The organism is Bacillus sp. 7884-1 (genome assembly GCF_002272245.1).
Classification (GTDB): domain Bacteria; phylum Bacillota; class Bacilli; order Bacillales; family Cytobacillaceae; genus Neobacillus.
Window position 1 is genome coordinate 33,390 of record NZ_NPDD01000077.1, and the last position, 23,164, is coordinate 56,553.

The 23,164-nt window shown below is 36.9% G+C and carries 23 protein-coding genes; 17 read left to right on the top strand and 6 right to left on the bottom strand.

The features are described from left to right. Nucleotides 1-33 precede the first annotated feature (33 nt). On the bottom strand, nucleotides 34-2,208 hold the full coding sequence (locus tag CHI06_RS10170) for an MMPL family transporter (RefSeq protein WP_257009232.1): 2,175 nt from the start codon (nucleotides 2,206-2,208) through the stop codon (nucleotides 34-36). A gap of 250 nt (nucleotides 2,209-2,458) precedes the next feature. Here CHI06_RS10170 and CHI06_RS10175 point away from each other — a divergent pair, with 250 nt between their 5' ends. The 9 genes from CHI06_RS10175 (at nucleotide 2,459) to proC (ending at nucleotide 11,789) form a co-directional block, all read left to right on the top strand. Beyond that, the gene (locus CHI06_RS10175; RefSeq protein WP_095248435.1) at nucleotides 2,459-3,400 is read left to right on the top strand and encodes a sugar-binding transcriptional regulator; all 942 of its coding nucleotides are present in this window, start codon (nucleotides 2,459-2,461) and stop codon (nucleotides 3,398-3,400) included. 111 nt (nucleotides 3,401-3,511) lie between these two features. Then, nucleotides 3,512-4,186 (top strand): deoxyribose-phosphate aldolase, encoded by a 675-nt coding sequence (deoC, locus tag CHI06_RS10180; RefSeq protein ID WP_095248436.1) that lies wholly within the window; start codon nucleotides 3,512-3,514, stop codon nucleotides 4,184-4,186. Nucleotides 4,187-4,208: 22 nt separating this feature from the next. Next, the gene (locus CHI06_RS10185) at nucleotides 4,209-4,379 is read left to right on the top strand and encodes a XapX domain-containing protein (RefSeq protein WP_095248437.1); all 171 of its coding nucleotides are present in this window, start codon (nucleotides 4,209-4,211) and stop codon (nucleotides 4,377-4,379) included. A gap of 27 nt (nucleotides 4,380-4,406) precedes the next feature. Then, nucleotides 4,407-4,802: a cytidine deaminase gene (locus CHI06_RS10190; protein WP_095248438.1), complete on the top strand. Its 396-nt coding sequence runs from the start codon at nucleotides 4,407-4,409 to the stop codon at nucleotides 4,800-4,802. A gap of 101 nt (nucleotides 4,803-4,903) precedes the next feature. Continuing rightward, on the top strand, nucleotides 4,904-5,326 hold the full coding sequence (locus CHI06_RS10195) for a response regulator transcription factor (protein ID WP_165979201.1): 423 nt from the start codon (nucleotides 4,904-4,906) through the stop codon (nucleotides 5,324-5,326). Further along, complete coding sequence (locus tag CHI06_RS10200; protein WP_095248440.1) at nucleotides 5,327-6,367, top strand: HEAT repeat domain-containing protein; 1,041 nt, start codon at nucleotides 5,327-5,329, stop codon at nucleotides 6,365-6,367. 3 nt (nucleotides 6,368-6,370) lie between these two features. After that, a complete protein-coding gene (locus CHI06_RS10205) occupies nucleotides 6,371-7,783 on the top strand; it encodes a glycosyltransferase family 2 protein (protein ID WP_095248441.1) in 1,413 nt (470 codons plus the stop codon). Beyond that, complete coding sequence (locus CHI06_RS10210) at nucleotides 7,780-10,989, top strand: hypothetical protein (protein WP_095248442.1); 3,210 nt, start codon at nucleotides 7,780-7,782, stop codon at nucleotides 10,987-10,989. The genes CHI06_RS10205 and CHI06_RS10210 overlap by 4 nt, the downstream gene beginning before the upstream one ends. After that, nucleotides 10,986-11,789 (top strand): pyrroline-5-carboxylate reductase, encoded by an 804-nt coding sequence (gene proC, locus CHI06_RS10215; RefSeq protein ID WP_095248443.1) that lies wholly within the window; start codon nucleotides 10,986-10,988, stop codon nucleotides 11,787-11,789. The genes CHI06_RS10210 and proC overlap by 4 nt, the downstream gene beginning before the upstream one ends. A 40-nt stretch (nucleotides 11,790-11,829) precedes the next feature. On the opposite strand, the gene CHI06_RS10220 is transcribed toward proC, so the two are convergent. From CHI06_RS10220 to CHI06_RS10230, 3 genes are all read right to left on the bottom strand, one after another. Further along, nucleotides 11,830-12,384 carry a YitT family protein gene (locus tag CHI06_RS10220; RefSeq protein ID WP_179292592.1) on the bottom strand — a complete coding sequence of 185 codons (555 nt, stop codon included), beginning with the start codon at nucleotides 12,382-12,384 and terminating at the stop codon, nucleotides 11,830-11,832. A gap of 133 nt (nucleotides 12,385-12,517) precedes the next feature. Beyond that, the gene (locus CHI06_RS10225; RefSeq protein WP_095248445.1) at nucleotides 12,518-13,510 is read right to left on the bottom strand and encodes an inorganic phosphate transporter; all 993 of its coding nucleotides are present in this window, start codon (nucleotides 13,508-13,510) and stop codon (nucleotides 12,518-12,520) included. Nucleotides 13,511-13,521: 11 nt separating this feature from the next. Further along, the gene (locus CHI06_RS10230) at nucleotides 13,522-14,136 is read right to left on the bottom strand and encodes a DUF47 domain-containing protein (RefSeq protein WP_095248446.1); all 615 of its coding nucleotides are present in this window, start codon (nucleotides 14,134-14,136) and stop codon (nucleotides 13,522-13,524) included. Nucleotides 14,137-14,470: 334 nt separating this feature from the next. Here CHI06_RS10230 and CHI06_RS10235 point away from each other — a divergent pair, with 334 nt between their 5' ends. Next, nucleotides 14,471-14,728, top strand: a complete 258-nt coding sequence (locus CHI06_RS10235) for a GlsB/YeaQ/YmgE family stress response membrane protein (protein WP_095248447.1) — start codon at nucleotides 14,471-14,473, stop codon at nucleotides 14,726-14,728. 42 nt (nucleotides 14,729-14,770) lie between these two features. Here CHI06_RS10235 and CHI06_RS10240 read toward each other — a convergent pair whose 3' ends face one another. Further along, nucleotides 14,771-15,688, bottom strand: a complete 918-nt coding sequence (locus CHI06_RS10240; RefSeq protein WP_095248448.1) for an RluA family pseudouridine synthase — start codon at nucleotides 15,686-15,688, stop codon at nucleotides 14,771-14,773. A gap of 135 nt (nucleotides 15,689-15,823) precedes the next feature. On the opposite strand from CHI06_RS10240, the gene CHI06_RS10245 reads away from it, so the two are divergent. From CHI06_RS10245 to CHI06_RS10255, 3 genes are all read left to right on the top strand, one after another. After that, entirely contained in the window at nucleotides 15,824-16,210 is a 387-nt protein-coding gene (locus CHI06_RS10245) for a YhcU family protein (protein ID WP_095248449.1), read from the top strand. Nucleotides 16,211-16,355: 145 nt separating this feature from the next. After that, nucleotides 16,356-18,098, top strand: coding sequence for a phospho-sugar mutase (locus tag CHI06_RS10250; protein ID WP_095248450.1), 1,743 nt, complete (start codon nucleotides 16,356-16,358; stop codon nucleotides 18,096-18,098). Between the two features lie 46 nt (nucleotides 18,099-18,144). Continuing rightward, a complete protein-coding gene (locus tag CHI06_RS10255; protein ID WP_095248451.1) occupies nucleotides 18,145-18,867 on the top strand; it encodes an SDR family oxidoreductase in 723 nt (240 codons plus the stop codon). Nucleotides 18,868-18,974: 107 nt separating this feature from the next. Here CHI06_RS10255 and CHI06_RS10260 read toward each other — a convergent pair whose 3' ends face one another. Beyond that, the gene (locus CHI06_RS10260) at nucleotides 18,975-19,226 is read right to left on the bottom strand and encodes a YhdB family protein (RefSeq protein ID WP_095248452.1); all 252 of its coding nucleotides are present in this window, start codon (nucleotides 19,224-19,226) and stop codon (nucleotides 18,975-18,977) included. A gap of 150 nt (nucleotides 19,227-19,376) precedes the next feature. On the opposite strand from CHI06_RS10260, the gene CHI06_RS10265 reads away from it, so the two are divergent. From CHI06_RS10265 to CHI06_RS10280, 4 genes are all read left to right on the top strand, one after another. Then, nucleotides 19,377-20,363 carry a M14 family zinc carboxypeptidase gene (locus CHI06_RS10265; protein ID WP_095248453.1) on the top strand — a complete coding sequence of 329 codons (987 nt, stop codon included), beginning with the start codon at nucleotides 19,377-19,379 and terminating at the stop codon, nucleotides 20,361-20,363. Nucleotides 20,364-20,450: 87 nt separating this feature from the next. Further along, a complete protein-coding gene (locus CHI06_RS10270; protein ID WP_095248454.1) occupies nucleotides 20,451-21,863 on the top strand; it encodes a SpoVR family protein in 1,413 nt (470 codons plus the stop codon). Nucleotides 21,864-22,135: 272 nt separating this feature from the next. After that, complete coding sequence (locus tag CHI06_RS10275) at nucleotides 22,136-22,489, top strand: ArsR/SmtB family transcription factor (protein WP_095248455.1); 354 nt, start codon at nucleotides 22,136-22,138, stop codon at nucleotides 22,487-22,489. 15 nt (nucleotides 22,490-22,504) lie between these two features. Continuing rightward, on the top strand, nucleotides 22,505-23,164 hold a 660-nt coding region (locus CHI06_RS10280), incomplete at its 3' end, for an ArsB/NhaD family transporter (protein ID WP_257009234.1).

A 23,164-nucleotide genomic window follows, 5' to 3' on the forward strand; every position in this document is an offset into this window, starting at 1 on the left:
ATTTAGCCCTCCAATTCTAAACTACTTATGATATTATGCTGGCCTCTTTCTTTCCTTCGATTGTACCTTATTCTTTAGTCCAAAAAACCACCAGTTCCAATCCCCGAATAACTTCATCAAAGCTGGCACAAGGACCATTCTAACAATAGTGGCGTCAATGAAAATCGCAATCGCGATACCGACACCAAGCTGCTTAATCGGCATGACGCCTGTAAAGGCAAAAGCACCTGTTACCACAATCATAATCGCTGCGGCAGAGGTGATAATTTTACTAGTGTACGTTAACCCCGATATCGTAGCCTCGGTATTATCTCCTGTTTTTAAATAAAACTCTTGAATCCTCGATATCAAAAACACCTCATAATCCATTGATAGCCCAAAGACAAGGGTAAATACAAAAACAGGTAATATTAATGCAATATCTGCAGGCTCTACTCCTAGATGCCCCTGCTGGAAAATCCAGACGACTATTCCGAACGTACAGCTAAGACTTAATATATTCATTATTATGGCTTTCAGTGGAATGAGGATTGAGCGAAAAGCTGCCATCAGAATGAAGAAGGTTGAGACAACAATTAGTAACAATCCATAGGGAGCCTTTTCAGATATCTCATCAAAGATTTCTTGCTCAAACTTTATTGCTCCTCCGAAATGGGTGGCCAAACCCAAGTCCCTGGAGGACCAATCACGAATCCACTCCCTTGCTTCAGCGGAATGATCAGTAGTTTTTAAATACACCTCAATCAGCATTTTATTATCTCGAACAAAGTAGTCTAGAATGGGAGCAGTCTGTTGTTTTTGTCCATATAAGAGCAGTTGAGACAATGTTTTCTCCTCCTGTATACCTGTAGCGGAAAAGGGAGAATCAACTGTATCAACAAGTTTATCCTTTGAAAGCTGATCAAGTAAGCTGCTTACCTTCTCAAGATTATTTAATTCTAGAATACTTCCTTTTGTTTCCAATACGATAGATACTTTCTTTTCAGTGCGTTTATCTTTAGAGATAAAATGCTCCTCAAAGGTTTCAAATGCAACTCTTGATGGATATTTAGCCGGAAGAGATTCGGTCCCAGGAATCGACATCGTCATTTGTGCAACAGGTATAAGACCTGCAAGGAGGATGGCTAGGGCAGCCCCTGCCATAAGAACCGGACGCCTCATCACAAATTTTGCAAACCGATGCCAAATGCTAGTTTTTGTATCTTTTAATCGCAGGATGCTAAATTTATTTATTCTAGTCCCTATTACAGCCAATAAGGCAGGAAGAAAGGTCAAGGCACAAAGGGCTGAAATAAATACAACGGCCATGCCGCCTAGCGCAACATTTTGAAAAATATCTATTTGAATAAACCATAAAGCCGATAAGACAATAAATACACAAAGTCCTGAGAAAATAATCGACCGTCCAGCTGTTGCTACGCTTATTTCGATGGCTTCCCGAATGGATTTTGTATGTAATTCCTCTTTGTAGCGGTTTATTAGTAATAAGGCAAAGTCAATACTTAAAGCGAGTCCAATCATCGGGACAATATTTAATATAAAAATGGTCAAATCGGTACCATAACTAAAAAAGAAAACAGCACCCATCGTGGTTAATATCGATACAACCCCGATAACAATCGGAATGGAGGCTGCAATTAAACCTCCGAAAGCCAGGACTAAGACAAGTAAAGCAATCGGCAGTCCAATCATTTCAGCTTTAGCTAAATCCTCTTGGCTGGCAATATTGAGGTCTTGAACAATAATTGGCTCACCCGTCATGGTAACGGTTAATCCCTGTTTATTTTTAAGAATCTTGTTTAATTGATCAATCTCAGTGCTGAGATCCTCTGCTTTTTTATCAAAAGCCAACAGACCATAGGCAACTTCGTCCTTTATCATTCCTTCTCGGTCAAAAGGACTTGTTATGCTTTTGGTACCGTCAAAGTTTTTTAAATCTTCAAAGGTTTCTTTGATATATTGATTCCAGTCACGATCATTAACCGAACTCTTTCTTTCGAAGACAAGGATAATAGACGATTTGGCTTGTCCATATTCCTTTTCAAGGAGCATTCTTGTTTCGTTATATTCACCTTTGTATTCAAAGCCGTTACCGCTTAATACGGAAGGTAGTTTTATGGCGAAAACCACTGAAATTATAATAATAAGCAGCCAAAATGCAAGCACCGTTTTCCGGTGACGGTATATGAGTCCACCAAGTTTCCCCAATTTAAGACCTCCTTTTTCTAGCCCTGAACTTAGAATATCATAACAGACCAATAGCAGTGGTTGACTATTTCGTGTCAACGTAATGGACATAGTAAATATGATAGGAATCATTCCCTCTTTTAAGAATGAAAATGCAACAGGAGGGATGTTAAATAATGTTCATCGGGATTTTTACAAATGTAAAAATATTAGGGGAATCACCTAACTTCTTGCTATAATATAAAAAAATCAGGATAGAAGGTGACGTACAGTGGACCGAGAGAAACTAAGTAAAGTAATAGAAGCAGCAAAACTATATTACTTATTGGACTATAATCAAAACGAAATCGCGAAGATACTGGGTATTTCACGCCCAACAGTCTCCCGTTTATTACAGCAGGCCAAAAGCGAGGGAATAGTCCAAATCACTATTATGGACCCAACCGAGGATGTTGAAAATTTAGCTCATCAGTTAGAAAAAAAGTTCAACTTGAAAAAAGTAATCGTTGCGTCTATTCCGCAATTTGAAAATCATATTATTAAAAATTACCTTGGTGAAAGAGCGGCCCAATATCTACATGAAATTGTAAAGGATCATGACATTATTGGAGTAACTTGGGGAACTACGTTATACCATATTGCCGTTGAGCTAAAACAGAAATTTGTCAAAGACGTTAAGGTTGTTCAGTTAAAAGGCGGAGTCAGCCATGCTGAAACGAATACATATGCGTCTGAAATTCTGTACCTTTTTGGAAAAGCATATAATACTACACCACATAATCTTCCTTTGCCGGCGATTGTGGACCATGTTGTCGTAAAGCAGGCGATGGAGGCTGACCGGCATATTCATAAAATCCTAGAGCTTGGCAAAAAGGCCAATATCGCAGTGTTCACGATGGGTTCGATTAAAAAGGACTCTCTATTGTTTCAAATGGGATATTTTACAGAAAGTGATCAAAAGGCCTTAAATGAAAAAGCGGTTGGGGACATTTGTTCACGTTTCTTTGATAAAGAGGGGGAAGTGTGTAATGAAAGTCTGAACGAAAGAACACTGGGAGTGAAATTAGAGGATTTACGGGACAAAGAATATTCGATACTTGTCGCCGGTGGACCGAATAAAATTGAGGGCATCTACGGTGCATTAAAGGGGAATTATGCCAATGTGTTAATAACAGACCAATTCTCGGCAAAGTTCCTTCTTGATAAAAAATAAATTTTACATTTGTTCAAAATAATATTTACAAATGTTCATAGGTTTTGTTATAGTTAGCTTGTGAAAAGTAACAATTAATTGTAATTCTTCAAATACAGGAGGAAATATCTTATGACTATAAATGTGACTAAAATGATTGATCATACATTATTAAAGGCCGATGCTACTAAGGAAGAAATCGTGAAGTTAGTAGAAGAGGCTAAGAAATATTCCTTCGCTTCCGTATGTGTCAATCCAACTTGGGTAAAAATATCAGCAAATATGCTTAAAGATACACCAGAAGTAAAAGTATGTACGGTAATTGGATTTCCTTTAGGAGCATCTACATCAGAAACAAAAGCTTTTGAAACCAGAAATGCGATAGAAAATGGTGCAAATGAAATCGATATGGTGATCAATATCGGTGCACTCAAAGATAAACAAGATGAATTAGTAGAAAAAGATATCAAAGCAGTGGTTGAAGCAGCGAAAGGTAAAGCACTTACAAAGGTAATTATCGAGACATGTCTATTAACGAAAGAAGAAAAAGTAAGAGCATGTGAACTCTCAGTTAAGGCTGGAGCCGATTTTGTAAAAACCTCTACTGGATTTTCAACCGGCGGAGCAACTGTTGAAGATATTCGTCTAATGCGTGAAACAGTTGGACCTGATATAGGTGTAAAAGCTTCTGGAGGCGTTCGCAGCCGTGAGGATGCACTTGCAATGATTGAAGCAGGAGCTACTCGAATCGGTGCAAGTTCTGGAGTGTCAATCAGTAAAGGTGAAATTTCTCAAAGCAATTATTAATATTTAGATTTGAGGGATACAAATGAAAGAAACAGTATTAGCATTAGTTGCTGGTTTAATTGTAGGGATCATATTTAAATTTATGAAGCTTCCATTACCTGCTCCTCCAGTGTTTTCTGCAGTAGTTGGCGTTTTCGGTGTTTATTTTGGCGGAGTTATTGCTAATTGGATGGTTAAATTTTTCCAAGGGTAAAAGTGGACTATGGAGAGTGAAAACACAATGGATGAAAAAAAACTTTTGGAAGAAGCAGTCAAGGCACGAGAGTTTGCCTATGTGCCGTATTCAAAATTTAAGGTTGGAGCTGCTCTTAAAGCAAAAGATGGGAAAGTATTTCATGGATGTAATATCGAAAATGCATCATATGGAATGACAAACTGTGCGGAAAGAACGGCTTTATTTTCGGCATACTCTGAAGGTGTCACTCAGTTTGATACACTAGTTGTGGTGGCGGATACTGATCGGCCAGTTCCACCTTGTGGTGCCTGCAGGCAGGTAATTTCAGAACTTTGTGACCCTGAGATGGAAGTTATCCTTACGAACATAAAGGGTGATGTTCAAAGATTCCTAGTTAAGGAACTTCTTCCTGGTGCATTTTCTCCAAATGATTTAAAATAAAAAGTTGAGGCAGGATTGATTCTAATCCTGCCTTTTTTTCATGCAATTTAATAAAAAGGGCATAATTAAAAAATAATTAAAGTCAGTGGATGATTTTGAAAATGCAAAAGAAAGAGGAAACCATGAGTAGTAATAATAAATTGTTTATATCTATCATTGATAATGATGAAATGGTTCAATCACTGCTGGTAAAGATTCTCAATTTGATGAATATAGACCACTTCGAGATTTATATTAAAGCATATGACGATGGTGTTCAATTTTTTGAATCAAACAACCTGGAAGAAGCCGGGGAACACCTCTTGATTCTGGATGGTGTTATGCCAAATATGGACGGTATTGAGATTCTGCAAAAAGTAAAAAGTACAAGAAGTAATGTTTATGTATTAATGCTTTCAGGCAGAAAAAGTCAATCTGAAATTGAAAAGGCACTTAAACTAGGAGCTGATGATTATGTTACGAAACCGTTTAGTATTAAGGAACTCCAGGCAAGAGTTCTACAAATTATTCAAAGGATGAAGTAAATGATAAATCAAGAGGTTATATTCCTTTCTATAATTACTTTATCTCTTTTGTCTTTACTATTTCTTTTATTGCTTTATTTGTTGACTCGGAAATTTTACGATATAAAAAAAAGAAGAAAGATTGAAAACTATAAAAATAAAATATATCCAAAAGTTCTTTCGATAATTGCTGAAGGCGACTTAGTCAGGGGAATAAGTTTTGAAAAAAAAGTTTTAAAACAAAAAGCTATCGAAGAACTCCTTAGTAAGTATGTGAAAATTTTAGAGGGTGAAGAGGAAAAAAAGAGATTATCAGAATTGGCCACTCTTTGGCTAGAGGATTACTATCGGAAACGTCTTAAAAGCAAAAGATGGAGTCAGCGTATGAATGCTCTTTACCATATTGAGGATTTTCATATGGTAAAGCTAATAGACGATGTTGTTCTGTTATCTAGTAAAAAGAATATTACCCATCAAGAAACGATTCATATTCTGAGAATCCTTGCATCCTTTCAATTTAGCGGTTTAAAAGACTTACTTCCAAATCAATATCATTATTTATCTAGGTATGACTATCGAAGTATTTTAACCCGGTTAGAACACGGATTATTTGATCAGTTTGTATTAACTTTTCATAAAAGCCCCACTCCATTTAAATATGCCATTCTAGATGTTATTTCAGTGAAAAGAGCAAAAGAATATTGTGTATTTACCGAAAATGTCTTTTCAACCTATCAAGGTGAATTGAAGCTTCGTGCCTTAAAGGCTCTAGCTGAAATAGGCTATGTAAAAGATATAGAGCCATGCTTAGAAATGTTGCACTCTTCTAAATGGCAGGAGAGGATGGTGGCGGCAAAACTCATAGGTTCGATTAAGGAAGAGAAGGGTATTCCAAGATTAATTGAGCTGCTGCATGATCAGACTTGGTGGGTCCGTTCACAGGCAGGGCAATCGATTCGTCAGTTCCCTAATGGGAAGGCAATTTTGCAAAAGGTCTTAGAAACATCCAAGGATGCATATGCAAGAGATATGGCTTGGGATTGGCTGCATAAAGGAGTATAGAAGATGTTAAATGTTCAATGGGTGGATATTGTTTCATTTTTTGGTTGGTTTATAGCGTTATATATGGTCATTGTTATTATTTTCTATTCGGTTATATTAATTATTTCAACATATCAACTTCGAAAGGAATACCAATTAGACAGAATACAGGCTTTTGAGGATTACATGGATGAATTTAATACTAGACCTGTCTCGATTATTGTTCCTGCTTATAACGAGGAGGCAGGAATCATACAAAGTGTACGTTCTCTATTGAGCGTGAACTATCCAACTTATGAAATCATCGTGGTCAATGACGGGTCCACAGATAATACCTTAAAAAAGATGATTGATCATTATAATATGAAAGAGATAAGTAGAGTGGTACGTAAACAAGTTCATACAAAGCCGATTAAGACTATTTACCAATCTTCCTTACTTTCAAACCTGTTCTTAATTGATAAAGAGAATGGCGGGAAAGCGGATGCTTTGAATGTAGGTCTTAATTTTTCACATTATCCCTACTTTTGCTCTCTAGATGGTGACTCGGTATTAGAGCCAGATGCATTTTTAAAGGTTATGAAACCGATTATTGATTCCAATGAAGAGGTGATAGCTTCTGGCGGCAGTGTGCGAATTGCGAATGGCTGTGAAATAAAGAACGGACATATTTTGAAAATTGGTCTTTCTGATAATCCTATCGTCGTCATGCAGATTATTGAATATCTACGTGCCTTTTTGATGGGAAGAATCGGTTTAAGCAGACATAATCTTCTTTTGATTATTTCCGGTGCATTTGGCGTTTTTTCTAAACATTGGACGCTAGAGGCGGGAGGATATAAGACAGATACGGTTGGAGAAGACATGGAGTTAGTTGTGAGAATTCATCGTCTATTGAAAGAAAGGAGGGTAAATAAAAAGATTGTATATGTTCCTGACCCGGTTTGTTGGACGGAAGTACCCGAAGATATGACGATCTTAAGAAGGCAAAGGCGGCGCTGGCATAGAGGCCTCTTTGAAAGCTTATGGACACATCGTGGATTAACCTTTAACCCCAAATACGGTTCCATTGGAATGATATCATTTCCATATTTTTGGATTGTTGAGTTTTTGGGACCAATAATTGAGCTTTTAGGTTACTTGTTTATGATTCTTTGCCTTTTTTTAGGCGGGGTTTATATTGAATTTGCCATATTATTATTTCTACTATCCTGTCTATATGGCTCACTTTTTTCAATGACAGCCGTTTTATTAGAAGAGTGGAGTTTAACAAAATACCCCAAAGTATCAGATATTGTAAAGCTCTTTTTATTCTCATTAACGGAAACGATCTGGTATCGGCCCATGACTGTCTTTTGGAGATGTGAGGGGATATGGCAGATGCTAATAGGGGATACGAGTTGGGGAGAAATGAAAAGAAAAGGTGTTTCAAAATGAAAAAACAAAGGACACTAATTGTGTACGCCATACTATTTATCATTGTCTTATTAAGCCCATTTTGGATTTGGACATTACTACCCTCTAAAGAATTAAATGTACTAATCTTTGATAAAACAGTTCCAGATCAGACCTATAGGGAACACAAAGGACTCGTTTGGATATTAAATAATGCTAAATATGTAAAGGAAAATAAAAAGCCTTATGAAATAAATAAGGATTATAAAGGATTTGTTCCAAAAAATGGACAAAAATATTCCATCACATCATTACCTAATGATTTAAGAACATATGATGTCTATTATTTAACCGATCAGTATGGAGTGTACGAAGAAGATTTCGTAGGGGAAAACGAAACAGGTGAGAAATCTTCCATCATTTATGGAGGCTTAGAATCATCGGATATAGATCGAATAGAACAAGCATTACTCGGGGAAAAAGGGAAGACATTAATTGCAGAATTTAATACATTTGCAAGTCCAACTCCAGATATCGTCCGGGATAAACTAGCGAACCTATTAAATCTTGAGTGGACAGGTTGGATTGGCAGGTATTTTCCTGACCTCAACAATAGCGAAGTTCCTATATGGGTGAGAGAGCAATACGAAGTAAATAATAAAAAGTGGAATTTTAAAGGAAAAGGTTTTGTTTTTGTTAATAAAAATAATGAAATTGTTGTAGTGGACCAAGAAAATGTTAAGAAGAATGGCGCTCTATTTAATCTAACTAAAAAAGGCGAGAGCTATTTTAAACGAGAACTCCAAGGGAAGTATCAGTATTGGTTCGATATCAATGTTGCTAGAAGCAATGATGAGATCTTAGCGGAATATAATCTTCCTATTACAGATAGTAAGAAAGAAGAGTTAAAAGGGCTAGGGATACCAACTAATTTTCCGGCAATTATCCATCATCAAAATGCAAAATACAATTCTTATTATTTTGCAGGAGATTATGCAGATGAAGCAGAAGTACCTGCCATTTATCAAACAAAAGGGCTGGATGTTTGGAAAAAACATTTTGGAACACAAGGTTCCTTCTATTGGGAAGTTTATGTTCCTATGATGAAAGTTTTATTAGCTAGTGATCTTAAGCAAACAGTAAAACAAGAACAAGTGGAAGTTGTCAAAAGGAATGGAATTAATACAAATAGCACCACAGGTAATACATATATACAAGTTCAAAAGAATGGTAAGTGGAACGACTTCTTAATAAAAGGGGTCAATATGGGAATCGCAAAGCCAGGGTATTTTCCTGGAGAAACAGCTATTAGTAAAGAGGAATATTCCCGTTGGTTTAAGGAAATTGGTGAAATGAACGCCAACGCGATTAGAATCTATACGCTCCATCCACCACAGTTTTATGAAGCTTTCTACGAGTACAATCAGATTGCCGAAAAACCATTATTTCTTTTTCATGGTTCCTGGGTTAATGAGGAAAAGCTCCTTCACAATCCAGATGCATTCGCACCTGAAAATGAGGAGGATGCAAAGACTGAAATAAAAAATATGATTGATATTATTCATGGAAAAGCTGATATACCTGAACGTCCAGGGCACGCCTCAGGGGTTTACAAATACGATTTATCAAAATATGTGCTGGGGATTATAGTGGGCACAGAGTGGGACCCTTATTTAGTATCCGAGACTAATCTTAAGCATAAAGATATTGGAGAGTTTGAAGGGAAATATTTTAGAACAAAAGGCGCTAGTGCCTTTGAATTTTGGCTGGCAAAATTAATGGAATATGCTGCTGACTATGAAACAACCCAATATAAATGGCAGCATTCCACGAGTTTTACTAATTGGGTAAAAACAGACTTATTGAAACACCCCTCAGAGCCATCAGAAAAAGAGGATTTGGTATCTGTTAACCCAAATCATATTATGGCTGGTGATAGCTTTAATGCAGGCTTATTCGCTTCCTATCATATTTACCCATACTTTCCTGATTTTCTTAATTATGAGAGGAAATATCTAGAATATGTCGATCATGAAGGCAAAAGGAATAATTATGCTGGGTATTTAAATGAATTAGTAACTGCTCATAAAATGCCAGTGCTAGTGGCTGAATTTGGCGTTCCATCCTCTAGGGGGTTAACTCATAAAAATGTCTACGGAATGAATCAAGGATTTCATTCTGAGGAAGAACAGGGCCTAATTGACAAACGATTATTTCAGTCGATTGTTTCAGAAGGCTATGCCGGAGGATTAATTTTCACTTGGCAGGATGAGTGGTTTAAACGAACATGGAATACTATGGACTTCGATAATCCAGATCGGCGACCATTTTGGAATAACCAGCAGACAAACGAGCAGCACTTTGGATTGCTTTCATTTGAACCGGGAAATAAAGACACAGCCATATTGATAGATGGTGAAAGCGAGGATTGGAAAGAAAAGAATAGTAAAACCATTTATCAGACTGAAGAAAAAAATGAGGCAATAAAGGAAGTTAGGATCTCCTCTAATAGTGGATATTTATACTTCCTACTTTCATTAGGACAGCCTGTAGACTTTGCTACCCAATCAATCTATTTACTCCTTGATTCTATCGGGGACCAAGGTCAAAATAATATTCAATTATCAAAAGATGCTGTATTACTATCAGATCTTGGGGTTGACTTTTTAATCGATTTATCAGGACAAGATCATTCAAGGATTATGGTAGATAGTTATTATGATACTTACTACTACCAATATGCTCATTTGCTAAAGATGATAAGTAGAGAATCTTATGTTAATCAAAAAAATAATGGAGTTTTCCATCCCATTCGGTTAGCTCTTAATAAAGAATTGATTATCCCCTCAACCAATACTCGTGTTCCTTTTGAAGGGTATGAAACAGGTGTCCTTAAGTTTGGTAATGCTAACCCTGAGCATAAGGAGTTTAATTCCTTAACAGATGTTAGTATGAGTAGGGATAAAAAAATAATTGAAATGAGGATACCATGGCAGCTCATCAACGTTAAAGACCCTAGCTTAAAAGAGGTGATGGGTGACATATGGAAATCTGGATTAACTAAAAGTGAAAGGATTGAAGGAATCCGAGTAGCATTAGCGACAACATATAAAGGGGAAATTCAGCAGACGATACCAGGACTATTATATACATGGGATGAATGGGAACAGCCAACCTATTACGAACGTTTGAAAAAATCGTATAAAATTATTCAACAGACTTATGGAGAGGCGAGGGTGAGTAAGTGAATAAGAAGATTGGATTCATTGGTGCAGGAAAAATGGCTCAAGCAATGATTGAAGGGATCCTCAAAACAAATCAAGTAGCAAAAGAAAACATTATCGCTAGTGCTATTTCAGATACAACAATTAATAAAATTCAAACAACCTATCGAATAGCAGTCACCAATGATAATAAGGAAGTTGCCAGGTTTTCAGATATCCTTTTTCTTGCTATAAAACCTGACTTACATACAAAAATCATTGAAGAAATAAAGAGTGTGATTAGCCAAGATGTGATCATAATAACGATTGCTGCAGGTGTTACATTAGCCGATATTGAAAGGGATTTTGGTTTTAAAATCAAGACTGTTCGGACAATGCCCAATACCCCTTCGTTAGTAGGGGAAGGTATGAGTGCTATTTGTCCTAATGATAGCATTAGCGAAAATGAAATCCTGGAGGTAGAGAGGCTTTTTCATACTTTTAGTAAAACCGAAAGAATGGATGAAAAATTAATGGATGCCATACCGGCAATAAGCGGATCATCACCTGCATATGTGTATATGTTTATTGAAGCGCTGGCAGATGGAGGTGTTCTTCAGGGAATTCCAAGAGATAAAGCCTATCGTTTGGCTGCACAGGCAGTTCTTGGTGCTGCTAAGATGGTACTAGAAACAGGCAGTCACCCCGGAGTACTTAAGGATAATGTTTGTACTCCTGGGGGGGCAACGATCGAAGCAGTATCTACACTGGAGAAAAAACAGTTTCGCGGATCAGTCCTTTCAGCAATGGAAAGCTGTACAAAAAAGGTGAAATCACTAGGTTAATACGTTTACATGAAAAAGAACCTGCAATTTGTAGGTTCTTTCAATTTGCTTCTGGTTTTCTAATGACTGTTATTGAGGTCATCAATCCAACAAAAATAATGGTTAATAAAGAATAGAAGAATTTTTCTAAACCCACTACTTGAATACCGCTAGTAATGACGAGACCATCAATGAAGAAAATGATAATCCCTATATTAACAGAAGTAAATTTGGTGAGAATTTGGGCTAGTAAATCTGTTCCACCCGTACTTGTTTCATAGCGGAGCATTAGACCAATCCCAACTCCGACCAGAATTCCCCCAAGTATTGTGCTTGGAAAAATGCCAAGCTGAATTTTCCCATTCATAAAGGAAAGTAAGTCAATACAAAAAGAAGAAATAATAAGTCCATGCAGGCTGTAGTAGAAATAACGTCTTTCAAAGAACCATGCCAAGATATAGAGAGGGAGACTTAAAACAATCATACTAAGGCCAGTTGGCCAACCATAAAAATAGTGAATGATTAACCCTAAACCAATCACGCCGCCATCAAGCAGATGGTAGGGTACGAGAAACCCATTAACACCAAGGCTTAATAATAAACTGCCTATCAGCATTGCAATAATTTTTTGTTTCAATAAAAATCACTCCAAACTTGTCCCTACATAAAAAGTATGAAAATGATTTAGATTTAGAAGTGTTGCAAATAAAAAAGAGGATGGAAAAACCATCCTCTTTAATCGTACTTTTTTAAAAGAAAAGATTTAAAATGAAATAACAGATTGCAGCGATTCCTGCAGAGATAGGAAGGGTTATTACCCATGTTATCAGCATACGTTGTGCTGTATCCCATTTTACTCCTTTAAGTCGGTGTGAAGCACCAACCCCTAATATACCAGAAGAAATGACGTGTGTCGTACTAACAGGTACATGCATGAAAGTAGCACCAAAGATAACAGCTGCACCAGTCAAATCGGCTGCTACACCATTAATGGGTCTGATTTTCATGATTTTGCCGCCAACGGTTTTAATAATTTTCCATCCTCCGACAGATGTACCTAATCCCATTGCCAGCGCACAGGAGAATTGTACCCAAAACGGAACTTCTGCATTACTGCCAAGGTAACCATTCGCAATTAATGCCATAGTGATAATCCCCATTGCTTTTTGGGCGTCATTCGTTCCATGTGAATATGACTGTAGGGCTGCAGTGGCTATTTGCATATAACGAAAATTTCGATTCGTCTTCGCTAAATTTGCATTCTTAAAAACCACTTTAAAAATACTGTAAACAATATATCCGACCACAAAAGCTAATATTGGTGAAAGAATGAGAGCTTGGATGATTTTCATGAATCCACCGTAGTTAAGGGCACCGAAACCAGCTGATGCAAGTGCGGCACCTGCAATGGACCCAATAATTGCATGTGATGAACTACTCGGAATTCCATAATACCATGTTAATAAGTTCCAAAAAATGGCTGATAATAGTGCTGCCAGAATAACCACAGATCCATTTTCAAGTGTAAAAGGGTCGACAATATCCTTGGAAATGGATTTAGCTACACCCGTAAACGTCATCGCCCCTACAAAATTCATGATTGCGGCTAACAGAATGGCATGCCGTGGTCTTAAAGCCTTTGTAGAAACAGAGGTTGCAATTGAGTTCGCCGTATCATGGAACCCATTAATAAAGTCAAATGCAAGGGCACCAATGACAACTAAAATAATTAAAATTTCCATTTGTTTGCTCCTTATGCATTTTTCATAATAATGGTTTCAAGTGTATTTGCAACAGATTGACAGCTGTCAGCAATATCCTCGAGATTTTCGTATATTTCTTTGTATTGAATAATTTTTATTGGATCCTTTTCGACTGTAAATAAATGCTTAATGGACTGACGAAGGATATTATCGCATTTTGATTCATAATCTTTTATTTTGATAGCATGTTCTCGCATTTGAGGAAGTTTCTTATTCGCTAGCAATCCCATCGCTTGATCAATTTCGTGAACACTTGCTTTTAAGGCAGCCACAAATTGAAGCATAAAATCATCTGCCTGTGTAATTGAATACATTTCAAATAATGCAGCTGTTGCTTCTAGGCCGTCCAGTACGTCATCCATACTGTTTGATAAATGGAGAATATCTTCACGTTCAATAGGCGTGATAAATGCATCATTTAGCTGCTTAATGACTTCATGAACAAAGGTATCACCCTTCGTTTCAATCTCTTTCATCTTCTCTGAGAAAATTTTCAAATCACTTATATTTTTTAATTTATAATCAGCAAAGTAATTTGCACCTTCCTTTAAGTTTGAAGAAATATTACTTAATAGAGCAGAAAATTTATCAACTTTTTTTGCCATTTTTTTATCCCCCTAAAAATTATGTAAAAAGTTTTTACACTAACGGACAACATTTTACAGAAAATACACTAAAAAAACATAAAAAATTGACCTAATTTACAAAAACTTAACAAAAGAAAATTCTGAAAATAAACTTATGGTATTAGCTTTATTCATTTTTTTTAATGTTTCCTGAAGAACTATTATTATGTATTAATTAAACGGAGTAAATTTCATTGGTATGTAAAGTAATAAAATGGGTACTTTAATGGTACAAGACAGTGTTACAAGAATTGATACTGCTTGTTAAGTAAATGTGATTCTTTAAAAGAATGATTAAAAAAGGAGTGTTCTAATGAGTTTCATTTGGGCATTAATCGTCGGTGGAGTGATTGGCTGGTTAGCTGGTCTTATTGTTGGTAGAGATGTTCCAGGTGGTATTATTGGTAATATAATTGCAGGGTTTATTGGCGCTTGGCTCGGTACTTTATTATTAGGAGATTGGGGACCAAATGTTGCCGATTTTGCGATTATCCCTGCCATTATCGGATCGGTTGCACTTGTCTTCCTGTTATCACTTATAATGAGGGCATTTAGAAAAACTGACAGATAATTGAAAGAGAGGCCGCCCAGATGGGCGGCCTCTTAATTTGAATTATAGCTTATTAATGTCTACACTCTCGAAGATAGGTGGGTTATCTATAAATGGGGCATAACAAATGATTTCTTCTCCAGTAATAGGGTGTGTGAATTCTAATTTTGCCGCGTGTAGTGCCTGTCGATTGAATTGCGGCTTTCCTCCATATAAAATATCGCCTAGTAATGGGTGACCAATGTGGCTGAAATGCACACGTATTTGATGGGTTCTCCCTGTTTCTAGCCAACATTTTACATAAGTAATACTGTTTTCCTCTTTAATTAGTTGATAATGCGTAATAGCCTCTTGACCAGTTGGAGAAACTCTTCTTCTTGTTGCATGATGACGGTCACGTCCAATTGGCTCATTTATAATCCCTTTTTTCTTTTTCAAAGGTCCTTGAACAATAGCAAGGTAAGTTCTCTTCAATTCATGTTTTTCGAGCATTCTGTCCAAAATCGCTCCTGCTAATGCGTGTTTAGCAAAGAGGATAGTGCCTGTGGTATCCTTGTCTAAACGATGGACATGCCGAATCTCAACTTTTTCACCTTTTGAATGCAGATAAAATTGTGCTGCTTGTAAAAGTGTACTTTTATCGGTTTCGTCGTTAGGATGTGTGTTCATAAAAGCTGGTTTATTAAAAACGATTACATGGTCGTCCTCAAATAGAACCTGTATATCATAGAAAAAAGCAGGAATGTCTATTCTTTCCTCATCTTCAAATAACTTAATTAGCACCTTATCTCCTAATTTAAGAGGAGATGTCCACGAAGCTTTATATCCATTAACAAATACTTTTTGTTCCATTCGGAATAAATGAGTAAGTTTCTTTGAGACCTCCCATTCTTTTCGAAAAATTTCTTCTATGGTTTTTCCTTCCCAGCTTTTGGGTGTATTAATTTCCATCCAATTCCCTTTTCGTGTCGTTTTTAGCATTTGAACTCCTTATATCATGAGATTTCTCTAAAGTAATGGCGTGGTTATAATTACCACCGAAATTCATTCTTTTTTATGCTATCCTTATGTATATATATTACGATAGATTATAGTTATCGCAAAGGTGGGTTACAAGTGAAAATTGTTTTTGCCTCGACACCAGGTCAGGAAGAAGAAATTTGTGGACTTGTGAGGTACATCTATTCAACTGTTTTTCCACTCTATTTTACGGATAGGGAAATTAGTGAGTTTGAACAATTAAAAGTATTGCATACTCCAGATGACTTTAATACATTAAAGGACGCTTTTCAAGTAATGGCAAGTATGCAAACCGTGATTTCCATACTTGAGTCTCCTACTCTTGATGAGCAATATGCAGTTCTATTTAATAAAAATGTTTCGAACCTGCAAGAATTTGGTCTTTTCTTTCCGTTTGAGTATGAACAATTCGTAGAAGCAAAAAATATGAAAAACAGTGTGTTTAGTGTTTATATCAAAGCCGCAAATGAACTACTTGTATAAGTTCTAGGGAAAATGTCTGCAAATTGCAGACATTTTTTTTTATAATCCTTGAACTTACAGAGATAAAATATAAAATAAATAGAAGGTGTAAGTTTATTGGGAAAATCCAACAATATGAAATAGGTAAAAAAGGGAGGATATAATAATGGATTGGAAAGAAAATGCAAATAGGTGGATGGAGTTTTCAAATTTAAATGAGGAACTAAGGCAGCAGCTTGAGGAAATCAAGAAAGATGAAAAACAACTTGAAGAAGTTTTTTATAAAAATTTAGAATTTGGGACCGGCGGGATGAGAGGCGAAATTGGTGTAGGAACCAATCGGATGAATCTATATACAGTTCGTAAAGCTTCTGCTGGATTAGCTGCATACATAGATGACCAAGGTAGTGAAGCAAAACAACGCGGAGTGGTGATTGCCTACGATTCACGACATAAATCTCCTGAATTTTGTATGGAGGCTGCAAGGACTCTTGCCACTAAAGGGATAAAAACCTATGTATTTAATGAATTAAGACCAACTCCCGAACTATCATTTGCTTTAAGATATCTAAACGCATTTTCTGGAATTGTCGTTACAGCAAGCCATAATCCGCCAGAGTACAATGGATATAAAGTATATGGTTCTGACGGCGGACAGTTGCCGCCTGCTGCAGCTGACGAGGTAATAACGAAAGTTGACGAAATAGAAAATGAATTGTTGATCGAAGTAGATACGGAGGAAAACCTTAGATCACTTGGATTAATTAACACCATTGGTGATGAGATTGACCAAGCCTATATCGAAATGCTGAAAACTATTTCTGAGAATCCCTCTATTTCAAAAGAAACAGATGTCAAAATTGTATTTACACCACTGCATGGTACGGCTAATAAACCAGTTCGTCAGGCCTTGATGGCGCTGGGCTATACTGACGTAACGGTCGTTGCGGAACAAGAACTGCCTGATCCTGAATTTTCAACAGTGAAGAGTCCAAATCCTGAGGAACATGCAGCATTTGAACTTGCCATCAGGGATGGTAAAAAAGTGGGTGCAGATCTATTAATTGCAACCGATCCAGATGCAGACCGCTTAGGAATTGCTGTCCGAAACCATGAAGGAGAATATGTTGTTTTAACAGGGAATCAAACAGGCGCCCTATTATTAGATTACATTCTCTCACAAAAGCAAAGCAAAGGGACCCTTCCTTCAAATGGAGTGGTGTTAAAAACAATTGTGACTTCAGAAATTGGCAGGAAGATTGCCCAAGAATACCAATTACCAACCTTTGATGTGCTAACTGGTTTTAAATTTATTGCTGAAAAAATAAAGGAATATGAAGAAACGGGAGAATTTACTTTCTTATTTGGCTATGAAGAAAGCTATGGATATTTAATCGGAGATTTTGCTCGGGATAAGGATGCTGTCCAAGCAGCTATTTTGTCTGTAGAAGTATGTGCTTACTATAAAAAACAAGGCATGTCACTCTATGAAGGTTTACTGCAGGTATTTGAAAAGTATGGCTACTATCAAGAAGGATTAAGATCTTTAACGTTAAAAGGAAAAGAAGGTGCAGAACAGATTCAGCAAATTTTAGCTTCCTTCCGTTCTGAGCCAATAAAGCAACTTGGTGACTTAACAATAGCAATGTCGGAAGATTACCTAACAGGCCTTAAGCAAACCTCTAATGGGGAAGAGAAAATCGATTTACCAAAATCCAATGTATTAAAATATACCTTCACAGACGGTTCCTGGGTTTGCTTGAGACCTTCTGGTACAGAACCAAAAGTGAAATTCTATTTTGGTGTGAATAGCAATGGATTAGAAGAAAGTAGAAGTAAATTACTCGAGATCGAAAAGAATTTTATGAATCTGGTGGACGAAAAAGTCAAAAGGGTAACAGGAAACTGATTTTTCATCAAGCATCTTAGTACCTCAACATGAAAGGAACAAAAGCATGTTAAAAAACCAAATCGCAATTGTTACTGGAGCGTCCAGAGGAATTGGCAAGGAAATTGCTGTTAAACTTGCAGAGCAAGGAGTGAAATTAGCAATAATCGGGAGTTCAGCACAAATTTCAGAAACAGCTGATGACCTGAAGAAAAAAGGGTTTCCACATGTATTGCCTATTCGAGCCGACGTTTCGAAAGAAGAAGACCTACAGCAAGTAGTTTCGAAAACAATTGAGGAATATGGACATATAGATATGTTGGTTAATAATGCAGGTGTGGGATTCTTTAAATTAACAGAGGAAGTAACCCTCGAAGAATGGAAAAAGGTGTTTGAAGTTAACGTGCAAGGTGTGTTTCTGGCAACAAAAGCTGTCCTTCCACATATGAAGAAGCGAAAATCAGGAACGATTATTACCATTGCTTCTGACGTAGCCAGATATACGATAGCTAACGGTTCAGCTTATACAGCTTCAAAATACGCTGTACAAGGTTTTTCTGGTTCGGTAGCACAAGAGGTACGTGAATATGGAATCAGAGTAGGTACTATTAACCCAGGAATGGTGGATACCTATTTTGCTGAATCTACACCAGGTTTACCAGAAAAACAGGATTGGCTTAAGGTTGAGGATATAGCAAACGCTGTGGTATATATGGCTTCAGCTCCTAAGTATATGCTTATTGATGAAATTGTCCTTCACCCACTTGTTCAACAATATCCTATCGCCTAACATAAGAAAACGGCTCCTCCTTGAGGAAGCCGTTTTTTGGTTTTGGTGGAATTCTTTGGTCCGGTTGTTAAAATATTTCTCAATAAAAATTGTATCCACTTGTTTTTTCAGGAAAGACTATACATCGGTAACTCATTATCAGGTTCAATGGTTTCGTTAGCATGGTCGATATAACGAAGTAAAGAATATAAACTTTTTTCAATTACTGAATAGTCACGTTCAAAGTGATAAGCATGCAGGAATTGCTCTATCCTCTTTGATAAAAATTGGTCTTTTGTTCGTACCATGAGTATCAGCAAATTATCCCATTCAGAGCGATGTGTATAATACAAAGCTCGATCATAATCCATTTTATTCATTTGGTTTGTCTCCTCCTTACTAGGAGTTGAAGTTATTTTATGATATTTCGGCGATAACTTTCACAGAAAATGTTGGACAATCCGTTCTAACGCTATTTGCAACTTTTACCTGTATAACATGCAGCGAAATGGTAACGAAAAGGAGCCAGTATGAAGAAGCTATTATGTATATTGATGGTTTTATTATTCCAGCATGAAAATGTCTCACTGGCAAAAGTTGTTGAAACAAATCGTCCGTATACATATGAGAAAATGAAGGATGACCTAGAAAAGCTCAATCATCAATACCCGGCAGTAAAAGTAAAAAAAATAGGGGAAACTCATTTTGGAAGAGACATTTATGCGATTAGGCTTGGAAAAGGAAAGAAGAATATCGTTTTAATTGGAGCCCATCATGGACGTGAATGGATAACAAGTATGCTTTTAATGAAGAAACTTGAAGTGTATGCTGATTTGTACCAAAGTAAAAGAGAGTTCGGGTCCATTTCAACAGATATATTAAATGATGTTTCCATCTGGTTTATTCCAATGCTCAATCCAGACGGTGTGACCATCCAACAAAATAAACTCAATCTGTTCCCTGAAAAACACATGAAACAACTAGTGTCCATGAATGATGGTGTAGAGAACTTTGAGCGCTGGAAAGCGAATGGAATCGGGATTGATTTAAATAGACAGTATCCAGCAGGGTGGAAGGAGCTCACCGATGGACCTCCATTTCCCTTTTTCCAATTTTATAAGGGAAAGAGGCCTTTGGCAGCAAAAGAAGTAAAGGCTGTAACAAAATTCATTCGCGACATTCATCCTGAAATTGCTGTTGCTTATCACTCGGCTGGCAGAGAGATTTTTTGGAATTATAAAAATGGCAAGCAATTAAAACGTGACAAACGGATTGCAAAAAGAATTTCAACTTTGACCGGTTATCCATTAGCAAAACCACCTAAACATGCAACGGGAGGTGGTTTTACGGATTGGTTTATCACTAACTATCACCGCCCGGCAATGACGATTGAGGTTAGTCCTCTTGTTGGAGAAACTTCCCCGCCTTTATCGGTCTTTAAAGCAGAATGGGAAAGAAATAAATATGTAGGACTTACCCTTGCTAAAGAGGCAAAGAGCTTGAAAAAGCGGAAATAACCAGGAGACTTGCTGTTTTTTACATCTTGTTTCATCATTCCCGGTTTTTCTTCATACATTGTGGTAAGAGGAAAAGGGGGAATGGCGATGAATGGGGACGATCGCAAAGCTCTAGAATACGCGATTAGTGAGATCACTGAAATTGCTCGGGGCTTTGGCTTGGATTTTTATCCTATGCGATATGAAATTTGCCCAGCAGAAATCATTTACACGTTTGGTGCCTATGGAATGCCTACCAGATTTTCACACTGGAGCTTTGGGAAGCAATTTCATAAGATGAAGCTTCATTATGATTTAGGATTAAGTAAAATTTACGAACTTGTTATCAATTCAAATCCTTGTTATGCCTTCTTATTAGATTCCAATTCACTTATCCAAAATAAATTAATTGTTGCACACGTATTGGCTCATTGTGATTTCTTTAAGAATAATGTCCGCTTCCAAAATACCAAACGGGATATGGTTGAAAGCATGGCCGCCACAGCTGAAAGAATCAGGCGCTATGAAATACAATTTGGGAAAAAGGAAGTGGAGACCTTCCTGGATGCCGTACTGGCCATTGATGAACATATTGATCCTTCATTAATGAGACCAAAGCTGGCATGGTCTCTAGAGGATGAAGGGGATGAAGAATCGCCGCAGATCGCAGCGACCCCTTATGATGATTTATGGAAGTTAGATGATAGTGCTAATAAGCAGCCAAGTCAGCCAAGGAAAAAACAATTTCCGCCAAAACCGGAAAAGGACCTATTATTATTTATTGAAAGCTATAGCAGGGAACTGACGGATTGGCAGCGAGATATTTTAACAATGATGCGTGAGGAAATGCTTTATTTCTGGCCGCAGCTAGAAACGAAAATCATGAATGAAGGCTGGGCTTCATATTGGCACCAGCGAATCATCCGTGAGATGGATTTAACGAGTGGGGAAGCAATTGAATTTGCAAAATTAAATGCGGGGGTTGTACAGCCGTCAAAGACCGGTATAAATCCCTATTACCTAGGAATTAAGATATTTGAGGACATTGAAGAACGTTATAATAACCCAACAGAAGACATGATGAGAAGAGGAGTTATTCCAGGCTCTGGCAGGGAAAAGATGTTTGAGGTTCGTGAAGTGGAATCAGATATATCCTTTTTGCGGAATTATTTAAACAAGGATCTTGTCATGAGGGAAGATATGTATCTCTTCCAGAAGCAGGGAAGGGACTATAAAATCGTCGATAAGGAATGGGAGCATGTTCGCGATCAGTTGGTGAATATGCGTGTAAATGGAGGGTTCCCGTACATTACCGTCAATGACGGCGACTATTTGAAGAACGGTGAACTCTATCTAAAGCATTGGTATGAGGGCGTGGAATTAGATGTGAAATACCTTGAAAAGGTTTTGCCATATATCCATCAGCTATGGGGAAGACCCGTCCATATTGACACCATGATTGAAGAGCGTAGGATGTTATTCTCTTATGACGGGAAAGGCGTTCACCGGAAGTATATGTAACAAATAAGGCAGCTTATGCTGTCTTATTTTTTTTCATATGGCTCACTCATTGGATTTAACTAAATGGGATAATAAAGCATGAAAGTAATAGTTGAAATTTATTTATAAGTTAATTATCATATAAGCAAATGATTATATATCGATGGGTAAGTGAAGTTGGTATCGTAAGGGTATTTACATAAAATGTACATACTAGTAAAATTTAAGTCAAACACTTATTTTATCAATTTATAAGGATATTATTATTTACCTATATAGCTAGGAGGGTCTAAATGTCAGAATTCAATAAAATCGAAGTCGAATTAGAGCGTGCTGCGAATCTTTTTAAATTATTAGGGGATAAAACGCGTTTAACCATGATTAAACTTCTGGATAATCATGATGCTTGCGTCTGCGAATTTGTAGAAATATTTAAAACCAGTCAGCCTGCCATTAGTCAACATGTTCGTAAGTTAAAAGATGCTGGGTTGGTGAGGGAAACAAGGAGAGGACAATGGATAATCTACTCTTTGAATAAAGATAGTGAGTATTTTCCATTGGTTGAAGATTTATTCCTGCACCTTCCAAACCAAGATTTCAGATTAAAGGAATTGGAAGAGCAAGGTTTAAGAATTTCATGTGAATAATTGGAGGTTTCATCATTGGTTTCTACGATATTTGCATCATTGATTTTTTTAATTACGCTTATTTTAGTTATATGGCAGCCAAGAAATTTATCCATTGGCTGGTCCGCTTGTGGGGGTGCCATTCTTGCACTAATCGTGGGAGTTGTTGACTTCCAGGACGTTCTCGAAGTAACCAAAATTGTATGGAATGCTACCTTTTCATTTATTGCCATTATCATTATTTCTTTAATTTTAGATGAAATTGGGTTCTTTGAATGGTCAGCACTTCACATGGCAAGAGCGGCTAAGGGCAACGGAATAAAAATGTTTGTTTATGTTAGTATTCTTGGTGCTCTAGTGGCAGCATTTTTCGCTAATGATGGTGCTGCACTAATCCTTACACCAATCGTCTTAGCGATGGTACGAAATTTAAAGTTCGAAGAAAAAATGATATTCCCCTTCATTATTGCTAGTGGTTTTATAGCTGATACAACTTCATTACCACTAGTAGTAAGTAATCTTGTAAATATCGTTTCGGCTGACTTTTTTGGAATCGGATTTGCAGAGTTTGCCTCAAGAATGTTTGTTCCAAATTTATTTTCTCTAGTGGCAAGTATTTTAGTCTTATACATCTACTTCAGAAGGAACATACCTAAGAAATATGATTTAGCTCATTTAAAGAAACCTGTCGAAGCT